The organism is Comamonas humi (genome assembly GCF_054782535.1).
This window is the reverse complement of sequence record NZ_BAAGSH010000014.1, coordinates 36081-52909: the sequence shown is the minus strand read 5'-3', so window position 1 is coordinate 52909 and position 16829 is coordinate 36081. Positions and strand designations below refer to the sequence as shown.

The window sequence follows — 16829 nt, the reverse complement described above, 5'->3', positions numbered from 1 at the left end:
TCAGGCCGCCTTGCCTTCTGCGGGGGCGATGGCCGTATCTTCGGCCGGCGCTTTTTCGTGCGCATGGAACAGTACGTTCAGCAACACGGCGGTGAAGGTGCCCAGCAGGATGCCGTTCTGGCAGAACTTGGCCAGCAGCTCGGGCAGCTGCGAGAAGAAGCGGTCGGCGACCAGCGGGATCATGCCCAGCGCCAGGCTGATGGCGACGATGTAGGCGTTCTTGCGGTTGTTCACGAAGTCCACATGGCTCAGGATGCGCACGCCGGTGGCGGCCACCATGCCGAACATCACCAGCGCCGCGCCGCCCAGCACGTACTGCGGGATCGAGGCCGCGATGAACGAGATCTTGGGAAAGCTGCTGAGCACGATCAGCATGGCGCCGGCCGCCACGCAGACCCAGCGGCTGCGCACGCCGGTGACCTGCACCAGGCCGATGTTCTGGGCGTACGAGGTGTAGGTGAAGGTGTTGAAGACGCCGCCGATGATGGCGCCCAGGCCATCGGCGCGCAGACCGCGCGCGATGTCGTCCTTGGCCAGCGGGCGCTCCACCACCTCGGCCAGTGCCAGGAACTGGCCCACGCCCTCGATCATGATGACGATCATCACCACGCACAGCGTGACGATGGTCATCGGGTCGAAGGTTGGCATGCCGAAGTGGAAGGGCGTGATGAGCTGGAACCAGCCAGTGGACTTCATGCCCACGAAGTTGACCTGGCCCAGCGCCAACGTGATGAGGAAGCCGGTGACGATGCCGATCAGCACCGCGATGTTCGACAGAAAGCCCTTGCAGTAGGCGATGATGAACAGGATGGTCAGCAGCACGATGCCCGAGATGGCCAGGTGCGAGGGGATGCCGTAGTTCGGGTTGGCGATGGGGCCGCTCGGGCCGGGGATCGTCGGGTTGCCGCCCGCGGCCCAGTTGATGCCCACGCGCATCAGCGACAGGCCGATGATCAGCACCACCGAGCCCGTGACCACCGGCGGAAACCAGCGCAGCAGCCGGCTCACGTAGGGCGCTACCAGCAGGGTGAAGACGCCTGCGGCCATCACACCGCCGAAGACGGCGGGCAGGCCCAGCTGGGGATTGGAGCCGGTGGCGATGATGGGGGCGACCGCGGTGAAGGTCACGCCCATCATCATCGGCAGGCGGATGCCGATCTTGCCGATGCCCAGGCTCTGGATGATGGTCACCAGGCCGCAGCAGAACAGGTCGGCGGCGATCAGGAAGGCGATGTCTTCCTTGGTGAGCTTGAGCGCGCCGCCGATGATGAGCGGCACGGCGATGGCGCCGGCATACATCACGAGCACATGCTGCAGGCCCAGGGCCGCGAGCTTGGGAAGCGGCAGCTTCTCATCCACCGGATGAACCTCGGACCTGCCTGGGGATGTGGTGCTGGTTGTCATGGTCTGTCTCCTGATCTTGTGTGGGGGAGAGAAAGACTGCTGCGGTATGGCTCCGCTTGGATGGGTGCAGTCTTTCGGCGGGGCAGGCCGCGCTAGCGCAGGCCGCCTGGCTGCAGCCAGGCCTGGGCGCGCGCCATGGCCTCGGGGCTGATGCGGGCGCGCACGCCGTCGAAGCGCGGGCCGCGGGTGGCGTCCAGTCCCAGGCGCGAGGTCGTGCCATCGGTGGACGACGAGGGATCGAGCGCGCTGCCGGGCAGGCCGTCGACGATGAACATATCCTGGTGCGGCTGGAAGTGCGTGGCCATGGCCCAGAGCACCTCCTCGTCGCGCGTCACGTCCACGTCCTCGTCCACGGCGATCACGGTCTTCAGGTAGGGGTCCCAGCCGAGCAGGCCCATCATCACCTGGCGCGCCTCGCCCGGGCGGCTCTGCTTGAGCGCGACGTAGGCATGGAAGTGCGTGCCCGAGCTGGGGTAGTGCACGGCGGTGACGCCGGGGAAGCGCTCCTTGAGCTTTTCCACCATCTCGGACTCGCGCGGGATGCGGCCCAGGTTCAGGTGCTCGGCCGAGTTGCCGCCGACCACGTCGAGCAGCCAGGCGTCGTTGCGGCGCAGCAGCGTCTCGACCTTCAGCACGTTGTTGGTCGAGCGGTCCGACGAGTAGCCGGTGAATTCGCCGAACGGGCCTTCCTCGGCGCGGGCGGCCGGGTCGATCACGCCCTCGATCACGAACTCGGCATGCGCCGGCACGGCGATGCCGTACTTGGGCGTGCGCACCACCTCGAGCGGCGCGCCGAACAGGCCGCCGGCCAGGTCGCGCTCGTCCACGCCATAGGGCAGGCGGCCCGCGCCGGCCAGCATGAACAGCGGGTGCGCGCCGATGACCATGGCCACCGGCAGCGGCCGGCCCTTGGCCTCGGCCGCGCGCAGCATGCGCCACAGGTGGCCGCGCGAATGCAGGCTGGTGGCGATCTCGGTGGGCGAATGCACCATCGAGCGGTGGTAGCTCACGTTGCCTATGCCCTCGTCGCGGTCCTCGGCCACGATGACGGCGTTGGTGATGTAGGGGCCGCGGTCGGTGGCGAAGTGGCGGATGGTCGGGATGTCGCGGTTGAGGTCGATGCCGCTGGTCTTGAGCTGCTGCGTCACCGCGCCGGACTGCAGCTCGCGCGGTGCCACCAGGCGCCGGCTGCGGGCCTGGTACTCGGCATGGATGCCGGCGGGCGACACGCCGCCGAGCATGCGCCCCACGCGTTCGCGGGAGGCAAAGAGATTGGTCACCAGGGGCGTCTGCAGCCCGTCGATGCGGTTGAACTTGAGGGCGGGGTGGCGGCCCTGGGCGGCCAGCGACCAGACGGTGGCGGTCACATCCTCGTCGCGGCTGACGGCGTGGTCCACCGTGAGCACGTCGTCGGGGTAAAGGGATTCATAGGCTGCGAAAAACCGGTGCAAATCCTGGCCGGTATCTTCCAGCATGGCTTTCGAATTCATCAGGCAACTCCTGAACAGGTTCCAAAGACGCGGTGCGCGTTGCGGGCTGAACTCCATCCATGCCCCGCCGCCCCGCAGCCGCGGGCGGCGGGGTGGCGCTTACTTCACGCCGGCGTAGGTGTCGGCCAGGCGCGCCTGGGCGTCGGCCGCGTCACGCGGCGGCGGCGTGGTCTTGATGCCGCACAGCCGGGCGATGTTGTTGCCCAGGTAGTCCTCCAGCGTGTTCTCGTCGAGGTTGATGCCGTGGGGCGCGGGCTGGCACAGGTTCTCCAGCTCGCGCAGCCACATGCCGGGCTCGTTGGGCGGGCTGTCGGTGCCGAACACCAGCTTGTTCTTCGGCAGCTCCTTGGCGAACTCGGCGATGCGGGCCTGGAAGCACCAGCCGGACTCGACGTACACGTTGGGCGTGTCCATCGCCATCCAGAAGGTCTCGAACGAGTAGTTGCCGCCGGTCTGGATGCCGAAGTGCGCGATCACGAAGTTCACCATCGGGAACTCGCGGATGATCGGGTAGAACATCGTCGGGATGGTGAACGGGCCGTCGCCGGTGTGGATCAGCACCACGGTGCCGTACTTGGCGCAGACCTTCATCGCGGGGCGCAGCCAGTCCAACGCGCGGTCAGGCCGGTAGCCATGCATGTTGGCGTGCAGCTTGATCATCTTGAAGCCGTATTCCTTGATGTGGAATTCCAGCTCGGCGGCGCCGTTCTCGGGGCCCCAGCGCGGGTTGTAGGTGAAGTTGCCGATGAAACGGTCGGGGTACTTCTGGCACAGCTCGGCGATGTAGGCCATGTAATCGCGGATGCCTTCGCGCCCGCGGCGGTTGCCGTCGCGGTAGCCGGTGTTGCCGGGCGGCGGCTGGATGAAGCCCATGTCAATGCGGCGCGGCTTGCCGTTGATCATGTAGGGGCCGTCCATCAGCTTGAGCATGCGCTCGCCGTTGAAGGGCGTGCCGGTGTGGCGCCAGGCCTCGTCGACCAGGTTGGTGGGGTGCAGATGGGTGTCAATGATCATGTTCTTATCTCCAATTCGTCATCAGTACAGGCCGATCACCGGATGGCGCTCCACCTTGCGGCCCAGCTGCGCTTCGGCTTCCTCGAAAGTCTTCGGGTAGGGGGTCGGCTCGATGCCGACCATGCGGGCGATGTTGTTGCCCAGGTAGTCTTCGAGCGTCTCCTCGTCCAGGTTCAGGCCCTGGGGCGGGTTGGTGCACAGCACTTCCAGCAGGCGGATCCACATGCCGGGCTCGTTGGGCGGCGTGTCGGTGCCGAAGATGATCTTGCTGGGGTGCAGGACCTTGGCGAACTCCACGATGCGCGACTGCAGGCACCAGCCGGACTCGCAGAACACGTTGGGCAGCTCCTGCGCCCACTGGAAGGGCTCGAAGCAGTAGACGCCGCCGGTCTGCACGCCGAAGTGGGCCATGATGAAGTTCACGGTGGGGAACTCCTTGATCATCGGCACCCATTCGGTCGGGATGCTGTAGGGGCCGTCGCCGGTGTGCAGCTTGACCGGCACGCCCAGCTCGGCGCACTTCTGCAGGGCCGGGCGCACCCAGTCCAGCGCGCGGTCGGGGCGGTAGGCGTGCATGTTGGCCTGCAGCTGCACCATCTTGAAGCCATGCTCCTTGACGTAGCGCTCGATGGCCTCGACGCCGTTCTTCACGCCGCAGCGCGGGTTGTAGACGAAGCAGCCGATCAGGCGGTCGGGGTGCTCCTGCACGCACTTGAGCGTGTAGGCCATGTAGGCGTCGATGGACTCGCGGCCATCCTTCTCGCCATCGGTCCAGGTATAGATGGTGTTGCCCTGCGGCGGCTGGATGAAGGCCTTGTCGATGCGGCGCGGCTTGCCGTTGACGTAGTAGGGGCCGTCCATGGTGGCCAGCAGGCGTTCCACGGTGTAGGCCTCGCCCTCGGGCCACCACGCCAGGTCGGCCTGGTCGGTGGGGTAGCAGGTAATGTCGATGATCATGAATGCAGTCTCCTTTGTGGATGACGGGTTGAAGCGCTTTAGGACGTGTGTCTAGGCGGCTTCCAGGGCCTCGTGGGAAACATGGGCAGAGGTGGTGCAGGCGGCGAGCCGCGCGCGCAGCGCATCGGCCTGCAGGTTGCGGCCGATGAAGACCAGCTTGCTGCCCGGGGTCTCGTCCCACCAGGGGATGGAGGCCTTGAGCTCGAGCAGGCGGTGCACGCCCTGCAGCACGTGGCGGCGGTCGTCGCCCTGTGCATGCAGGATGCCCTTGACGCGGTAGATGTCGTCGCCATCCACGGCCAGCAGCTCGTTCAGCGACTGCATCAGGCGCGCGGTGTCGAAAGGCCGGTCGAACAGCAGCGAGACCGAGCCGACGGACGGGTCGTGCGTGTGCGGAGCGAGCATGGCGGCGACCTCGTGCGAGTGCTGCGTGGCCTGCGGGTGGTAGCCGTGGTCGTGCTGGCATTGCTCGCCGCAGACATGGCCATGGTCGTGGTGATCGTGGCCGTGGTGGCCGTCGAGGAAATGCGGGTCCGTCGAGTTCAGCGCATCGCATTCGAAGGACTGCAGGCCGAGGATCTGCGACAGATCGACCTTGGCCTGCACGGTGTGCAGGATGGGGGCGTTGCAGTTCAGCGCGCGGATCCGGCCCTCCAGGTCGGCCAGCTCGGGCGGCGCCACCAGGTCGGTCTTGTTCAGCAGGATGCGGTCGGCAACCACGATCTGCTGCACGGCCTGGTTGTCGTGCTCGGCCAGCGCCGGGTCGTCCAGATGGGGCTGCACGTGTAGCGCGTCGACCAGCGTGACCACGCCGTCGAGCACCACCTGCTTGGCGACCTCGTTGTCCATGAAGAAGGTCGCGGCCACCGGCGTGGGGTCGGCCAGGCCACTGGTCTCGACCAGGATGTGGTCGAACTGGTCCTGGCGCTCCAGCAGCATCTGCAGGGTCTTGACCAGGTCGTTGCGCACGTCCACGGTGCAGCAGATGCAGCCGTTGACGATCTGGAAGATCTCTTCGTCCGAGTTGGCCATCACCAGGTCGGAGTCCACGTCCACCTCGCCGAACTCGTTCTCGATCACCGCGATGCGGTGGCCGTGCTTCTCGGTCAGGATGTGGTTGAGCAGCGTGGTCTTGCCGGCGCCGAGGAAGCCGGTGAGGATGGTGACCGGCACCGGCCTCTTGAGGGAAGTGGTGGATGCGTTCATGCGTTGGCTCCGGAAGTGGGGGTGGATTTCTCGCGCAGGGCTTGCAGCACCTGCTCGGGCTTGATGGGGTAGTGGCGGAAGCGCACGCCGATCGCGTCGTAGATGGCGTTGGCGATGGCCGGGCCGATGGCGACGATCGGGTCCTCGCCCACGCCCTTGGCGCCGAAGGGGCCGCCGGGGTCGGGCGCGGTTTCGAGGATCACCGTGCGGATGGGCGGCATGTCCATGGACAGCGGCATCTTGTAGTCGACGAAGTTGGCGTTCAGCGAACGGCCGGTCTGCATGTCGATCTGGTAGTCCTCGTACAGCGCGTGGCCTATGCCCTGCTGGATGCCGCCCTCGATCTGGCCGGCGGCCGCGATCGGGTGGATCACCTTGCCGATCTCGTGCACCGGCACCACCTGCAGCACGGAGACCTGGCCGGTCTCGGTGTCGACGTTGACCTCGACGAAATGCGCCGCGAACGAGTACGACTTGGTCGGGTGGTAGGTGGCGCTGCCGACGAACTGCGCGGCCGGGATGCCCTTGCGCGGCGCCACCGCGTCGCGGATGCTGAGGCTGCGGTCGGTGCCGCGCACGCGGATCACGCCACCCTCGGATTCCAGGTCCTCGGCCGCCACCTCGAGCTGGCCGGCGGCGCGCTCGTACAGCTGGCGCTTGATCTCCAGCGCCGCGAGCTGTGCCGCCTTGCCGCCCAGGTAGGTGGTGTGGCTGGCGAAGGCGCCGATGTCCCAGGGCACGACGTCGGTGTCGCCATGCGTGACCGAGACCGACTCGAATTGCAGGCCGATCTCCTCGGCCACGATCTGCGCCAGCGCGGTGTGCGCGCCGGTGCCCAGGCCGGCCGTTCCGGTGAGCAGCACCACGGTGCCGTCCTCGTTCATCTTGACGATGGCGTTGCCCTGCTCCTTGATGCCGGGGTAGGCGCTGCTGCCGTGCATCTCGCAGCCCAGGCCCCAGCCGCGGCGCTGCACGCCGGTGTCCTTGGGGCGCTGGCGCAGCGCGGCCCAGCCCACTTCTTCCATGCCGCGGCGGATGCAGTCCGGGAGGCCATGGCCGATCAGCGGGTGGCCCGAGGGCGCGATGTCGCCCTCGCGCACCGCGTTCTTCAGCTTCAGCTCGGCTGGGTCCATGCCCAGCTTCTCGGCAGCCTCGTCCATCTGCGTGTCGATGGCGTAGTAGGTCTGCACCACACCGTAGCCGCGGAAGGCACCAGCGATCGGGCTGTTGGTATACAGGCACCGGCCTTCCAGCTCGATGTTCTCGCAGCGGTACAGCGAGGTCATGGCCGTGGTGCCGACAATGGTCACGCCCGGGCCGTGCGAGCCGTAGGCGCCCGAGTTGAACACCACGCGCGCCTGGCGGGCGGTGAGGGTGCCGTCCTTCTTAAAGCCCTGCTTGAGCCAGATCTTGGCCGGGTGCCGCGTGCGGCCGCCCAGGAAGGTCTCCTCGCGGGTGTACTCCATGCGCACCGGGCGGCGCGTCTGCCTGGCCAGCAGCGCGCACAGGAACTCGCTCTGGAACAGGTCCTGCTTGGCGCCGAAGCCGCCGCCCATGTGGTCGACCAGCACGCGCACCTTGTGCAGCGGCAGGCCCAGCACCTCGGCCATGATGCCGCGCACCATGAAGGCGGTCTGGGTGGAGATCCACACCGTCAGGTTGCCGTTGCCGTCCCACTGGCACATGCAGGCATTGGGCTCCATGTAGGCGGGGGTGGGGCGGCCGCCCTCGTACTCGCCCTCGACGATCAGGTCGGCCTCGGCAAAGCCCTTCTCGATGTCGCCGCGGCTCACCTTCACCGGCGGCAGCACCAGGTTACCGCCGGGCTCGCGGTCGTGGATCAGCGGGGCGTCCGCCCGCGCGGCGTCCTCGGTGGTGAACACGGCCGGCAGCGGCTCGTATTCCACGTCGATCAGGTCCAGCGCGGCCTCGGCGATCTCCTCGCTGGTGGCGGCCACCACGGCCACGGTCTCGCCCCAGTAGCGCACCTTGCTGTCCAGGATGTACTGGTCGGGCGTGACCGAGGCCGAGCGCGGGTGCGGCGAGCCGGCGTGCAGCACGCGCGGCACGTTCTCGTGCGTGAGCACGGCCTTCACGCCCGGCAGCGCCAGCGCGCGGCTGGTGTCGATGCGGCGGATGTTGGCGTGCGCGATGTTGCTGCGCTTGCTGCGCGCATACAGCAGGCCGGGCTGGTGCATGTCGGCCACGTACTGGGCGGTGCCGGTCACCTTAGCCAGCAGGTCGGCGCGCTTGACGCTCTTGCCGATGATGGTGCTCTGGCTCATTGCGCGGCCTCCTTTTCAGCCACAGGTTCGGCGGCCATGGCGATGGCGTCGATGATCTTGGTGTAGCCGGTGCAGCGGCAGATGTTGCCGGCGATGGCGAAGCGGATCTCGTCCACCGTGGGATGGGGGTTCTCGTCCAGCAGCGCCTTGGCCTGCACCAGGATGCCGGGCGTGCAGAAGCCGCACTGCGCGGCGCCGCACTGCATAAAGCATTCCTGCAGCCGGTGGGGCGTGCCGTCGTCGGCCTGCAGGCCTTCGACGGTGGTGATCTCGGCGCCTTCGGCCTCGTACGCCAGCACCAGGCAGGAGTTGACCGGCTTGCCGTTCATGATGACGGTGCAGGAGCCGCACTCGCCCACGTCGCAGCCCTTCTTGCAGCCGGTCAGGCCCGCTTCGCTGCGCAGCGCGTCGAGCAGGCTGCGGTTGGGGCTGGTCACCATGTCGCGGGCTTCGCCGTTGACGGTGAAGGAAACGATCTTCTTGCTCATTGCTGTGCCTCCTGCAAGGCTTGCTCCAGCGCGCGCCGCGTCAGCACGCGCACCATGTCGCGGCGGTAGGCGGCACTGCCGCGCACGTCGCCGATGGGGCGGGATTCATCGCTCGCGGCCTGGGCCGTGGCGGCCAGCAGCTCGGGCGTGGGCTGCTGGCCGAGCAGCAGCGCTTCGGCCTGCGCGGCGCGCAGCGGCGTGGGGGCGACGGCGGCGAGCACGATGGCCAGGTCGGCCACTTCGCCGCCGGCGCCCAGCGTCACGCGCACCGCGACGCCCACCGTGGCCAGCTCCATCTGCGAGCGGCGGCCATGCTTGATGTAGGCCTTGCCGGTGCGCGGCGCGGGCGCCGGGATCTCGATGTGGGTGACGATCTCGTCGCCGGCGAGCACGGTGCGGCCGGGGCCGGTGCAGAAGTCCTGCACCGCCACGCGGCGCTGGCCGCCACCGCCGTGGATGCGCAGCACCGCGCCGTCGGCGATCAGCGCCGGCAGCGTGTCGGCCGAAGGCGAGGCGCGGCAGACATTGCCCACCACGGTGGCGCGGTTGCGCACCTGGATGGAGGCGAAGTCGGTGGCCGCCTTGGCCAGGCTGGCGTAGTGCTTTTGCGTGATCGGCGAGGTCTCGACCTGCCGGGTGGTCACCAGCGCGCCCAGCAGCAGCCCGTGCGACTGGGTGAACGCGAATTCATCCATGCCGGGAATCTTCTTGATGTTGATCACCTGCGCCGGCTGGCGCACGTGCTCCTTTATCTGCACCATCAGGTCGGTGCCTCCGGCGATCAGGCTGGCCGGGGCGGGGCCGCTGCGCAGCAGCGCCACCGCCTCGTCCAGCGAGGCCGGCTCGCTGTAGTCGAAGTGTTTCATGCTTCAGTCCCTTGCTTCTTCGGAAGAACGCCCCGAAGCGGGCCCCGTCCAGCGCCTTACCGCGCCCACGTCGATGTCGAAAAGGTCCAGCACCCGGCCGAGGGTGTGGTCCACCATGTCGTCCAGGCTCTTGGGCATGGCATAAAAGGCCGGCACCGGCGGCGCGACGATGGCGCCCATCTCGGTGACGGTGGTCATGTTGCGCAAGTGCGAGAGCGTCAGCGGCGTCTCGCGCGCCAGCATCACCAGGCGGCGGCGCTCCTTGAGCATCACGTCGGCGGCGCGCGTGACCAGCGAGCTGCCGATGCCGTTGGCGATCTCGCCCAGCGTCTTCATCGAGCACGGCGCGATCACCATGCCCAGCGTGCGGTACGAGCCGCTGGCGATGCAGGCGCCGATGTCCTCGTTCTTGTGCACCTGGGCGGCCAGCGCGGTCAGGTCCGACATGCGCAGCGTGGTCTCGCAGGCCATGGTGATCTGCGCGGCGCGGCTGACGATCAGGTGGACCTCGATGCCGGCCGTGTGCAGCATCTGCAGCAGGCGGTAGCCATAGACGAAGCCCGAGGCGCCGGTGATGGCGACGATGAGGCGGGAGCGGACGGCTGGCGCGTTCATGCGGCGCTCCTATATAGTGCGGCGCCATGGAAGCCGAAACCGCCTGGAACGACATCGTCGCGCTTTACGCCGACCCCGCACTGGCCCGCGAACTGCTGCGGCGCCAGGACGAGGAGGGGCTGGACGTGGTGCTGCACCTGTTCGCGCTGTGGGCCGAGCGCCAGGGTCGCCCGCTCGATGGCGCGGCGCTGGCCGAGGCCGCGGCGGCCGTGGCCGGCTGGCGCGAACAGGTGATCGCCCCGCTGCGCACCCTGCGGCGCGCGATGAAGACCATGGAGGCCGACCCCGTGCTGCGCGACGGCGTGCGCAGCCAGGTGCAGGTGGCGGAGCTGGCCGCGGAGCGGGCCCAGGTGACGATGTTGTGCGATTGGCTGCGGGCGCGATGAGGTTGGGCGAAGCGACCAACCGGTGGGCGTCGAGGCCGGCACATCCCCTGAGAATGCGAGGGATTGGCTCAGCATCTTGGCCTCCTTGAACTGAAGGGCCAACCCGACGAATCCAGTTCCGTCACGGGCATGGCTGCATCCTGACAGATGGCCCTGCTTTCAGAAACCACTGGATCGCTATATATTCGGCCTGCATTTATCCGAATCCACGATGAATCCGAACGTCACCTTGCGCCAACTCGGCGTGTTCATTGCCGTGGCCGACGCGCAGACCATCACGCGCGCGGCGGACGACCTGGGTTTACCCCAGTCGTCGGTCAGCACCCAGTTGCGGGAGCTGGAGGAGGCGCTCGGCCTGCGCCTGTTCGACCGCCATACCCGCATGCTGCGCCTGACCCAGGCCGGCGGCGAGATCCTGCCGCTGGCGCGCAAGACCCTGGCCGACCTCGATGCCATGGTGGGCAGCTCGGCCCAGCTCAAGACGCTGGAGCGCGGCCGCGTGTCGATCGCCGCGTCGTCGCTGCAGGCAGCGCTGGTGCTGCCGCGCATGGTGCGGCACTTCTCGGCGGCGCACCCGGGCATCAAGGTGGAACTGCTCGACGTGGCCCAGGACGAGGTGCTCAGCATGGTGCAGAGCGGGGCGGTGGATTTTGGCGTGGGCACGGCCTTTGGCGAGCATTCGGGCCTGGCCATGCGGCCGCTGTGGGTCGAGCCTTTCTACGCGGTGCTGCCGCCGGGCCATGCGCTGCAGGCCAAGCCCAAGCTGTCGTGGCAGGACCTGCAGAAGGAGCAATTGATAGGCTCGCGGCGCGGCAACCCGGTGCGCACACAGCTCGATTTCGCGCTGGCCAGCGTGGGCATCTCGCTGACCTTCAGCCACGAGACCTCGCTGCCGCTGACCACCGCCGGCATGGTCGCCGGCGGGCTGGGCGTGGGCGTGCTGACCAGTTCGTCGCGCCAGGTGGCCGAGGCGCTGGGCCTGGTGTTCCGGCCCGTCGGCCCGCCGGCCATCGAGCGCGGCGTGGTGCTGGTGCTGCACCCCGGGCGCTCGCTGTCGCCCGCGGCCAAGAAGTTCACCGAGGAGTTGCAGGAATGGGTCGCCACCATGCTCGACCCCGACATGCGGCCGCGCCAGCACGACACCTTCTGCACCGTCTGCTACCAGTTCGATTGCCACACGGTGCACTGATTGTTTGCTATTTAAATAATAGCTATTGGCGCTTGCTGCATAAGCGCTGAAGGCCGATTTGGCTTGAAATGGCCGGGCGGCCTAGCGGGCGGCGAGCAGTTCGCGCACCTGCTGCTCCTCGTCGCGCAACTGGTGGCGCATGGCCGCGAGGCAGTGCTTCGCGGTGCCCGATAGCGGCTGCCCGGCCGGCAGCGCCAGCAGGCAGGTGAAGTCCACCTCCACCGCCAGCCGGCGGATCACCAGCCCGCGCGCCGCGTAGTCCAGCGTGGTGATCGGGTTGACCACCCCCACGCCCAGCCCCTGCAGCGCCATCTCGCAGACGCTGGCCGAGTACGGCGTGTGCACCGACACCGACAGGCCCACGCCCTGCGCAGCCAGCGCCGCTTCCAGCCGGCGGCGCGATGCATCCTCGGGGTTCAGCGCGAGGAAGGGCAGCTCGGCGAGCTGCTCGGGCTGCACCGCCCGGTGCCGCGCCAGCGGATGGCCCCGGCGCATCACCACCACGCCGGGCAGGTGGGCGAACACCGAGGTCTCCAGGCCCTCCAGCGAGGCCTCGTCGGCCATCAGGCCGAAGTCCGCCTGGCCCGACAGCACGCACTCGCGCACCTGCGGCGAGCTGAGCACCTGCAGCGACACCTGGGGCTGCGGCGCGGCCGGGGCGGCGTCGGCCAGGCGGCGCAGCGCGCGCGGCACGAAGCCCAGGCCGAAGGCCGGGTAGCAGGCGAGTTGCAGCCGGTCCATGCCGTACTCGCGCAGGCTTTTGAGGCGATGCTCGATGGCGCTGAGGCCGACGAACATGCGCTCGACCTCGGCCAGCAGCGCGCGCGCCTCGGGCGTGGGCTGAAGGCGGCCGCGCAGGCGCAGGAACAGCGCAAAGCCCGCCTCGGCCTCCAGGCGCTTGAGCGACTGGCTCACGGCCGGCTGCGTCACCCCCAGCAGCGCCGCGGCCTTGCGCGCCGAGCCGCTGTTCATGATGGCGCGGAAGGTTTCTATCTCGGTCACTCGCATATAAGTTTCTGTTATCCACTGATAAGGAGATTATTCAATCTTTTATCGGTGCGTTCCTAGAATCCAGATCCATGCCCCACCACGCACCTTCCTCCAGGCCCCTGTACAACCCGCGCCTTGCCGGGCTGCGCTGCATCTCGTGCGGGCACACGGTGGACATCGGCGACCATCCGCGCGGCTGCCCGGCCTGCGAGGCGCGGGGCCAGCCGTCGAGCTTCGAGGCGGTGTATGCCAGCCTGCCGCGGGCGCTGCGTCCGGCCGCCTCCGGCTTCGCCTGGGGCGACTGGCTGCCTTTCATCGACGGCGTTTCGCTGGCCGAAGGCGGCACGCCCTGCCTGCCGCTGCCGGCCCTCGCCCGCGAACTGGGGGTCGCGCGGCTCAGCGCCAAGCACGAGGGCCTGAACCCGACCGGCTCGCACAAGGACCGCATGTCGGCGCAGGCGGTGAGCCGGGCGCTGGAGGTGGGCGCCGACTCCGTCGTGCTGGCCTCGAGCGGCAACGCCGCCGTGTCGGCCGCGGCCTATTGCGCGGCGGCGGGCCTGCGCTGCGAGGTGGCCACCTACCAGAGCCTGCCGGCGGTGTTCGCCACGGCGCTGCAGCGCCTGGGGGCGCGGCGCGTGGCCTTCGAGCACGGCGCCCAGCGCTGGGAGCACGTGCGCCGCCGCGTCGAGGACGACGGCGCCTTCGCGCTGACCAACTACTGCCGCCCGGCCGTGGGCAGCCCGGTGCTCGGCGTAGAAGGCTACCGGGCCGTGGCGTTGGAGTGCGCGGCCGACGGCTGCGTGCCCGACCATGTCCTGGTGCCGACCGCGCGCGGCGACCTGCTGTGGGGCGTGTACAGCGGCTTCCGCGACCTGCAGGCCGCCGGCCTGGTGGACCGCCTGCCGCGCATCTGGGCGGTCGAGCCCTTCCCACGCCTGGCCCGGGTGCTGCAGGGGGCATCGGCCCAGGCCGAGTTCGCGGGCGCGACGGGGCAGTTCTCCATCGCCGGCGACACGGTGACGCTGCAGCAGGTCCACGCCACCCGCCGCAGCGGCGGCGGCGCCGTGGTGGTGGATGACCGCCAGGCCCACCGCGGCGCGCTGCGGCTGGCGCAGGCCGGCCTGTGGGTGGAGCTGTGCGCCGGCGCCGGCCTGGCCGCGCTGGCCGAGCTGCGGGCCGACGGCCGCGTCGCGGCCCACGAGCATGCGCTGCTGCTGCTCACCGCCAAGGGCGACCGCGATCCGTTCGACCCCGCCTCCCTGCATTGACCCCGAAAGGAGCCCGCCATGCGCAAGTGCCTGACCTCTCTCTTTCTTGCCGCGGGCCTGGCGCTCGCCGGCGCCGCTCACGCGGCCTACCCGGACAAGCCGGTGCGCCTGATCGTGCCCTGGGCGCCGGGCGGCAGCACCGATGCGATCGCCCGCGCCATCGCCCAGCGCATGGGCGCGACGATGGAGCAGAGCGTGGTGGTGGACAACCGCTCGGGTGCGTCCGGCCAGATCGGCACCGACGCGGCGGCCAAGGCCGCGCCGGACGGCTACACCATCGCCATCGTCGAGCTGCCGCATGCGATCCAGCCGGCGGTGGTCGCCAAGCTGCCCTACGACCTGCTGCGCGACTTCACGCCGGTGAGCCTGGTCGGCACCTCGCCGCTGGTGCTGTTCGCCACGCCGGGCGAATTCCAGGCCGGCGGCATGCGGGGCTTCGTGCAGCGCGCCAAGAGCGCCCCCGCGCAGCTGTCGATCGCGCACAGCGGCGCCGGCTCCAGCAGCCACCTCGCGGCCGAGGTGCTGGCGGCCAAGGCGGGCTTCCGCTACGTGGCCGTGCCCTACCGCGGCTCGGCCCCGGCGCTGACCGACGTGGCCGCCGGCACCGTGGCCGGGCACTTCGCCACGCTGGCCAGCGGCAGTTCGCTGTACGGCTCGGGCCGGCTGGCGCCGCTGATGGTCACCGGCCCGGCGCGGCTTGCGGCGCTGCCCCATGTGCCGACCGCGCGCGAGGCGGGCATAGAGGGCATGGACTTCCAGCAATGGTGGGCGGTGGTGGCGCCGGCCACGACGCCGGCGCCGGTGATCGAGCGGCTGCGCACCGAGATCGCCGCGGCGCTGGCCCATCCCGCCACGCGCGAGCGCCTGGGCACGCTGGGCATTGCGCTCGAAGGCTCCACCAGCGGCGAGCTGCGCGCCTTCCTTCGCAGCGAGGTCGAGCGCTGGGGCGCCATCGCGCGCCAGGCCGGGATCCAGCCCGAATGACGCGCGGCATCAGGTGTTGATGCTATTTAAATAATAGCTGTCAGCGCTTTCTGGATGGGCGCTGGAGGCCAATTTGGCTTGAAGCGCTATTCGCGCTTGAGCTCCAGCGCCGCGTCGTACAGCTCGTTGCGCGACTGGCCGGTGATCTCGGCCGCCAGCCGCACGGCGGTCTTCAGCGGCAGCTCGGGCAGCAGCAGCTGCAGCACGCGCAGGTCCAGGCCCGCGCTGGCGGCCTTGGGCTGCGGGTGCACCAGCACCGCGAACTCGCCCTTGGCGCGGTTGCCGTCGGCCGCCAGCCAGGCGGCCAGCTCCTGCGCCGGGCAGGTGGCCAGCTCCTCGAACTGCTTGGTCAGCTCGCGCCCCAGCGTCACCAGCCGCTCGCCCAGCGCCGCCAGCGCCTGGGCCAGCGCGGCGATGCGGTGCGGCGCCTCCAGCAGCACCTGGCAGCGCGCGTCGCGGCCGATGGCCTCGACCGCCTGCTGGCGCTCCCTGGCCTTGGTGGGCAGGAAGCCGATGAAGCTGAAGCCGCTGTCGTCGCCGGGCGCCACCGCGCCAGCGCAGCTCAGCAGCGCCGTCACGCTGCTGGCGCCGGGCAGCGGGCTGATGCGCAGGCCGGCGGCGCGCACCGCGGCGCACAGGCGCGCGCCCGGGTCGCTCACGCCAGGCGTGCCGGCGTCGCTCACATAGGCCACGCGCTGGCCTTGCTGCAGCCGCGCGATCACCTGCTGCGCGGCCTCGGCCTCGTTGTGCTGGTGCACGGCCAGCAGCTGCGCGCCGCCCTTGTCGATGCCATAGGCGCGCAGCAGCGTATGGGTGTGGCGCGTGTCCTCGCAGGCGATGGCATCGGCCAGGCGCAGCAGGTGCAGCGTGCGCAGGCTGATGTCGGCCAGGTTGCCGATGGGCGTGGCCGCCACGTACAGGCAGGCCTGCGGATAATGCTGGGAGCCGGCGGCGTCCTGGGCAGCCTGCAATGCGAGGGAAAAAGATGCGCTCACCGAGGGAGATCCTTGAAAAAATGCGGGGCCTGGCAGCGGCCGTGCCCACCACGCGCGCGGCCGGACAGGCGGCCGAGGACGCGGCCCTGCATTATCTCCAACGCCAGGGCCTGCGCCTCGTGGCGCGCAACTGGCGCACGCCGGGGCGAGGCGGCGGCGAGATCGACCTCATCGTGCAGGAGGCGGACGGCACCGTGGTCTTCGTCGAGGTGCGCCAGCGCCGGCGCGCGGACCACGGCGGCGCCGGCGGCAGCATAGGCGTGGTGAAGCAGCGGCGCATCGTGCTCGCGGCCCGCCACTGGCTGGCGCAGCAGCCCCGCCTGCCGCCCTGCCGCTTCGACGCGGTGCTGCTGGAGCCGGAGATCCGCTGGCTGAAGGCGGCCTTCGATGCCGAATAGGGCCTGCTCGCCTCAAACTGGGAGATGCGTTGCCCCGCCGTGGGGATGGATGCGCGAAGCCCGGTATGCCCCATAGCCGTAGCTATGGGGCATACCGGGCGACAAAGCAGGCGCCCCACGGCGGGGCAACCCGAAGGGAAGGACGAATGCCGACCTGGGCGGCCCCGGCGGATCGCGGTGTTGCGGCACCCAACCAATAGCTGCGGCTATTGGCTGGGCACCGCGCCTAGCGCTGCATCCCGGCATCCGTCCTTCGCACTCCCAGTTTGAGGTGAGCAGGCCCTTATGCTTCAT

Annotated in this window: 16 protein-coding genes; 5 read left to right on the top strand and 11 right to left on the bottom strand. The window is 69.5% G+C overall.

Translation table 11 applies throughout. From position 1 onward, the window contains the following. The 9 genes from ACYVKR_RS15655 to ACYVKR_RS15615 form a co-directional block, all read right to left on the bottom strand. A complete protein-coding gene (locus tag ACYVKR_RS15655; RefSeq protein WP_460481867.1) occupies positions 1-1404 on the bottom strand; it encodes a nucleobase:cation symporter-2 family protein in 1404 nt (467 codons plus the stop codon). Between the two features lie 92 nt (positions 1405-1496). Further along, positions 1497-2894, bottom strand: coding sequence for a UbiD family decarboxylase (locus ACYVKR_RS15650; protein WP_460481866.1), 1398 nt, complete (start codon positions 2892-2894; stop codon positions 1497-1499). Between the two features lie 99 nt (positions 2895-2993). After that, a complete protein-coding gene (locus ACYVKR_RS15645) occupies positions 2994-3908 on the bottom strand; it encodes an amidohydrolase family protein (protein ID WP_460481865.1) in 915 nt (304 codons plus the stop codon). A 21-nt stretch (positions 3909-3929) separates the two neighbouring features. Then, the gene (locus tag ACYVKR_RS15640; RefSeq protein ID WP_460481864.1) at positions 3930-4865 is read right to left on the bottom strand and encodes an amidohydrolase family protein; all 936 of its coding nucleotides are present in this window, start codon (positions 4863-4865) and stop codon (positions 3930-3932) included. Positions 4866-4916: 51 nt separating this feature from the next. Continuing rightward, positions 4917-6071, bottom strand: a complete 1155-nt coding sequence (locus ACYVKR_RS15635; RefSeq protein ID WP_460481863.1) for a CobW family GTP-binding protein — start codon at positions 6069-6071, stop codon at positions 4917-4919. Then, positions 6068-8356: a xanthine dehydrogenase family protein molybdopterin-binding subunit gene (locus ACYVKR_RS15630; RefSeq protein WP_460481862.1), complete on the bottom strand. Its 2289-nt coding sequence runs from the start codon at positions 8354-8356 to the stop codon at positions 6068-6070. Before ACYVKR_RS15630 ends, ACYVKR_RS15635 begins: the two co-directional genes overlap by 4 nt. Further along, positions 8353-8844: a (2Fe-2S)-binding protein gene (locus ACYVKR_RS15625; RefSeq protein WP_460481861.1), complete on the bottom strand. Its 492-nt coding sequence runs from the start codon at positions 8842-8844 to the stop codon at positions 8353-8355. The genes ACYVKR_RS15630 and ACYVKR_RS15625 overlap by 4 nt, the downstream gene beginning before the upstream one ends. Next, the gene (locus ACYVKR_RS15620) at positions 8841-9710 is read right to left on the bottom strand and encodes an FAD binding domain-containing protein (protein WP_460481860.1); all 870 of its coding nucleotides are present in this window, start codon (positions 9708-9710) and stop codon (positions 8841-8843) included. Before ACYVKR_RS15620 ends, ACYVKR_RS15625 begins: the two co-directional genes overlap by 4 nt. Positions 9711-9713: 3 nt before the next feature. Next, positions 9714-10325, bottom strand: coding sequence for a UbiX family flavin prenyltransferase (locus ACYVKR_RS15615; protein ID WP_460481859.1), 612 nt, complete (start codon positions 10323-10325; stop codon positions 9714-9716). A 26-nt stretch (positions 10326-10351) separates the two neighbouring features. Between ACYVKR_RS15615 and ACYVKR_RS15610 the strand changes: the two genes are divergently transcribed. Continuing rightward, positions 10352-10711, top strand: a complete 360-nt coding sequence (locus ACYVKR_RS15610; protein WP_460481858.1) for a TIGR02444 family protein — start codon at positions 10352-10354, stop codon at positions 10709-10711. Between the two features lie 211 nt (positions 10712-10922). Then, positions 10923-11900 carry a LysR family transcriptional regulator gene (locus ACYVKR_RS15605; protein WP_460481857.1) on the top strand — a complete coding sequence of 326 codons (978 nt, stop codon included), beginning with the start codon at positions 10923-10925 and terminating at the stop codon, positions 11898-11900. 81 nt (positions 11901-11981) lie between these two features. Here ACYVKR_RS15605 and ACYVKR_RS15600 read toward each other — a convergent pair whose 3' ends face one another. Further along, positions 11982-12908: a LysR family transcriptional regulator gene (locus ACYVKR_RS15600; RefSeq protein ID WP_460481856.1), complete on the bottom strand. Its 927-nt coding sequence runs from the start codon at positions 12906-12908 to the stop codon at positions 11982-11984. 71 nt (positions 12909-12979) lie between these two features. Between ACYVKR_RS15600 and ACYVKR_RS15595 the strand changes: the two genes are divergently transcribed. Further along, the gene (locus ACYVKR_RS15595) at positions 12980-14158 is read left to right on the top strand and encodes a PALP domain-containing protein (protein WP_460481855.1); all 1179 of its coding nucleotides are present in this window, start codon (positions 12980-12982) and stop codon (positions 14156-14158) included. Positions 14159-14176: 18 nt separating this feature from the next. Continuing rightward, complete coding sequence (locus ACYVKR_RS15590) at positions 14177-15142, top strand: tripartite tricarboxylate transporter substrate binding protein (RefSeq protein ID WP_460481854.1); 966 nt, start codon at positions 14177-14179, stop codon at positions 15140-15142. An 86-nt stretch (positions 15143-15228) separates the two neighbouring features. On the opposite strand, the gene rsmI is transcribed toward ACYVKR_RS15590, so the two are convergent. Next, positions 15229-16137: a 16S rRNA (cytidine(1402)-2'-O)-methyltransferase gene (gene rsmI, locus ACYVKR_RS15585; RefSeq protein ID WP_460481853.1), complete on the bottom strand. Its 909-nt coding sequence runs from the start codon at positions 16135-16137 to the stop codon at positions 15229-15231. Between rsmI and ACYVKR_RS15580 the strand changes: the two genes are divergently transcribed. Continuing rightward, positions 16128-16535 (top strand): YraN family protein, encoded by a 408-nt coding sequence (locus ACYVKR_RS15580; protein WP_460481852.1) that lies wholly within the window; start codon positions 16128-16130, stop codon positions 16533-16535. The genes rsmI and ACYVKR_RS15580 overlap by 10 nt on opposite strands. Positions 16536-16829: the final 294 nt, after the last annotated feature.

Bases quoted from the DNA above. Each gene is read 5' to 3' on its own strand.
- ACYVKR_RS15655 (WP_460481867.1), bottom strand. From the start codon at position 1,404: ATGACAACCAGCACCACATCCCCAGGCAGGTCCGAGGTTCATCCGGTG.
- ACYVKR_RS15650 (WP_460481866.1), bottom strand. From the start codon at position 2,894: ATGAATTCGAAAGCCATGCTGGAAGATACCGGCCAGGATTTGCACCGG.
- ACYVKR_RS15645 (WP_460481865.1), bottom strand. From the start codon at position 3,908: ATGATCATTGACACCCATCTGCACCCCACCAACCTGGTCGACGAGGCC.
- ACYVKR_RS15640 (WP_460481864.1), bottom strand. From the start codon at position 4,865: ATGATCATCGACATTACCTGCTACCCCACCGACCAGGCCGACCTGGCG.
- ACYVKR_RS15635 (WP_460481863.1), bottom strand. From the start codon at position 6,071: ATGAACGCATCCACCACTTCCCTCAAGAGGCCGGTGCCGGTCACCATC.
- ACYVKR_RS15630 (WP_460481862.1), bottom strand. From the start codon at position 8,356: ATGAGCCAGAGCACCATCATCGGCAAGAGCGTCAAGCGCGCCGACCTG.
- ACYVKR_RS15625 (WP_460481861.1), bottom strand. From the start codon at position 8,844: ATGAGCAAGAAGATCGTTTCCTTCACCGTCAACGGCGAAGCCCGCGAC.
- ACYVKR_RS15620 (WP_460481860.1), bottom strand. From the start codon at position 9,710: ATGAAACACTTCGACTACAGCGAGCCGGCCTCGCTGGACGAGGCGGTG.
- ACYVKR_RS15615 (WP_460481859.1), bottom strand. From the start codon at position 10,325: ATGAACGCGCCAGCCGTCCGCTCCCGCCTCATCGTCGCCATCACCGGC.
- ACYVKR_RS15610 (WP_460481858.1), top strand. From the start codon at position 10,352: ATGGAAGCCGAAACCGCCTGGAACGACATCGTCGCGCTTTACGCCGAC.
- ACYVKR_RS15605 (WP_460481857.1), top strand. From the start codon at position 10,923: ATGAATCCGAACGTCACCTTGCGCCAACTCGGCGTGTTCATTGCCGTG.
- ACYVKR_RS15600 (WP_460481856.1), bottom strand. From the start codon at position 12,908: ATGCGAGTGACCGAGATAGAAACCTTCCGCGCCATCATGAACAGCGGC.
- ACYVKR_RS15595 (WP_460481855.1), top strand. From the start codon at position 12,980: ATGCCCCACCACGCACCTTCCTCCAGGCCCCTGTACAACCCGCGCCTT.
- ACYVKR_RS15590 (WP_460481854.1), top strand. From the start codon at position 14,177: ATGCGCAAGTGCCTGACCTCTCTCTTTCTTGCCGCGGGCCTGGCGCTC.
- ACYVKR_RS15580 (WP_460481852.1), top strand. From the start codon at position 16,128: ATGCGCTCACCGAGGGAGATCCTTGAAAAAATGCGGGGCCTGGCAGCG.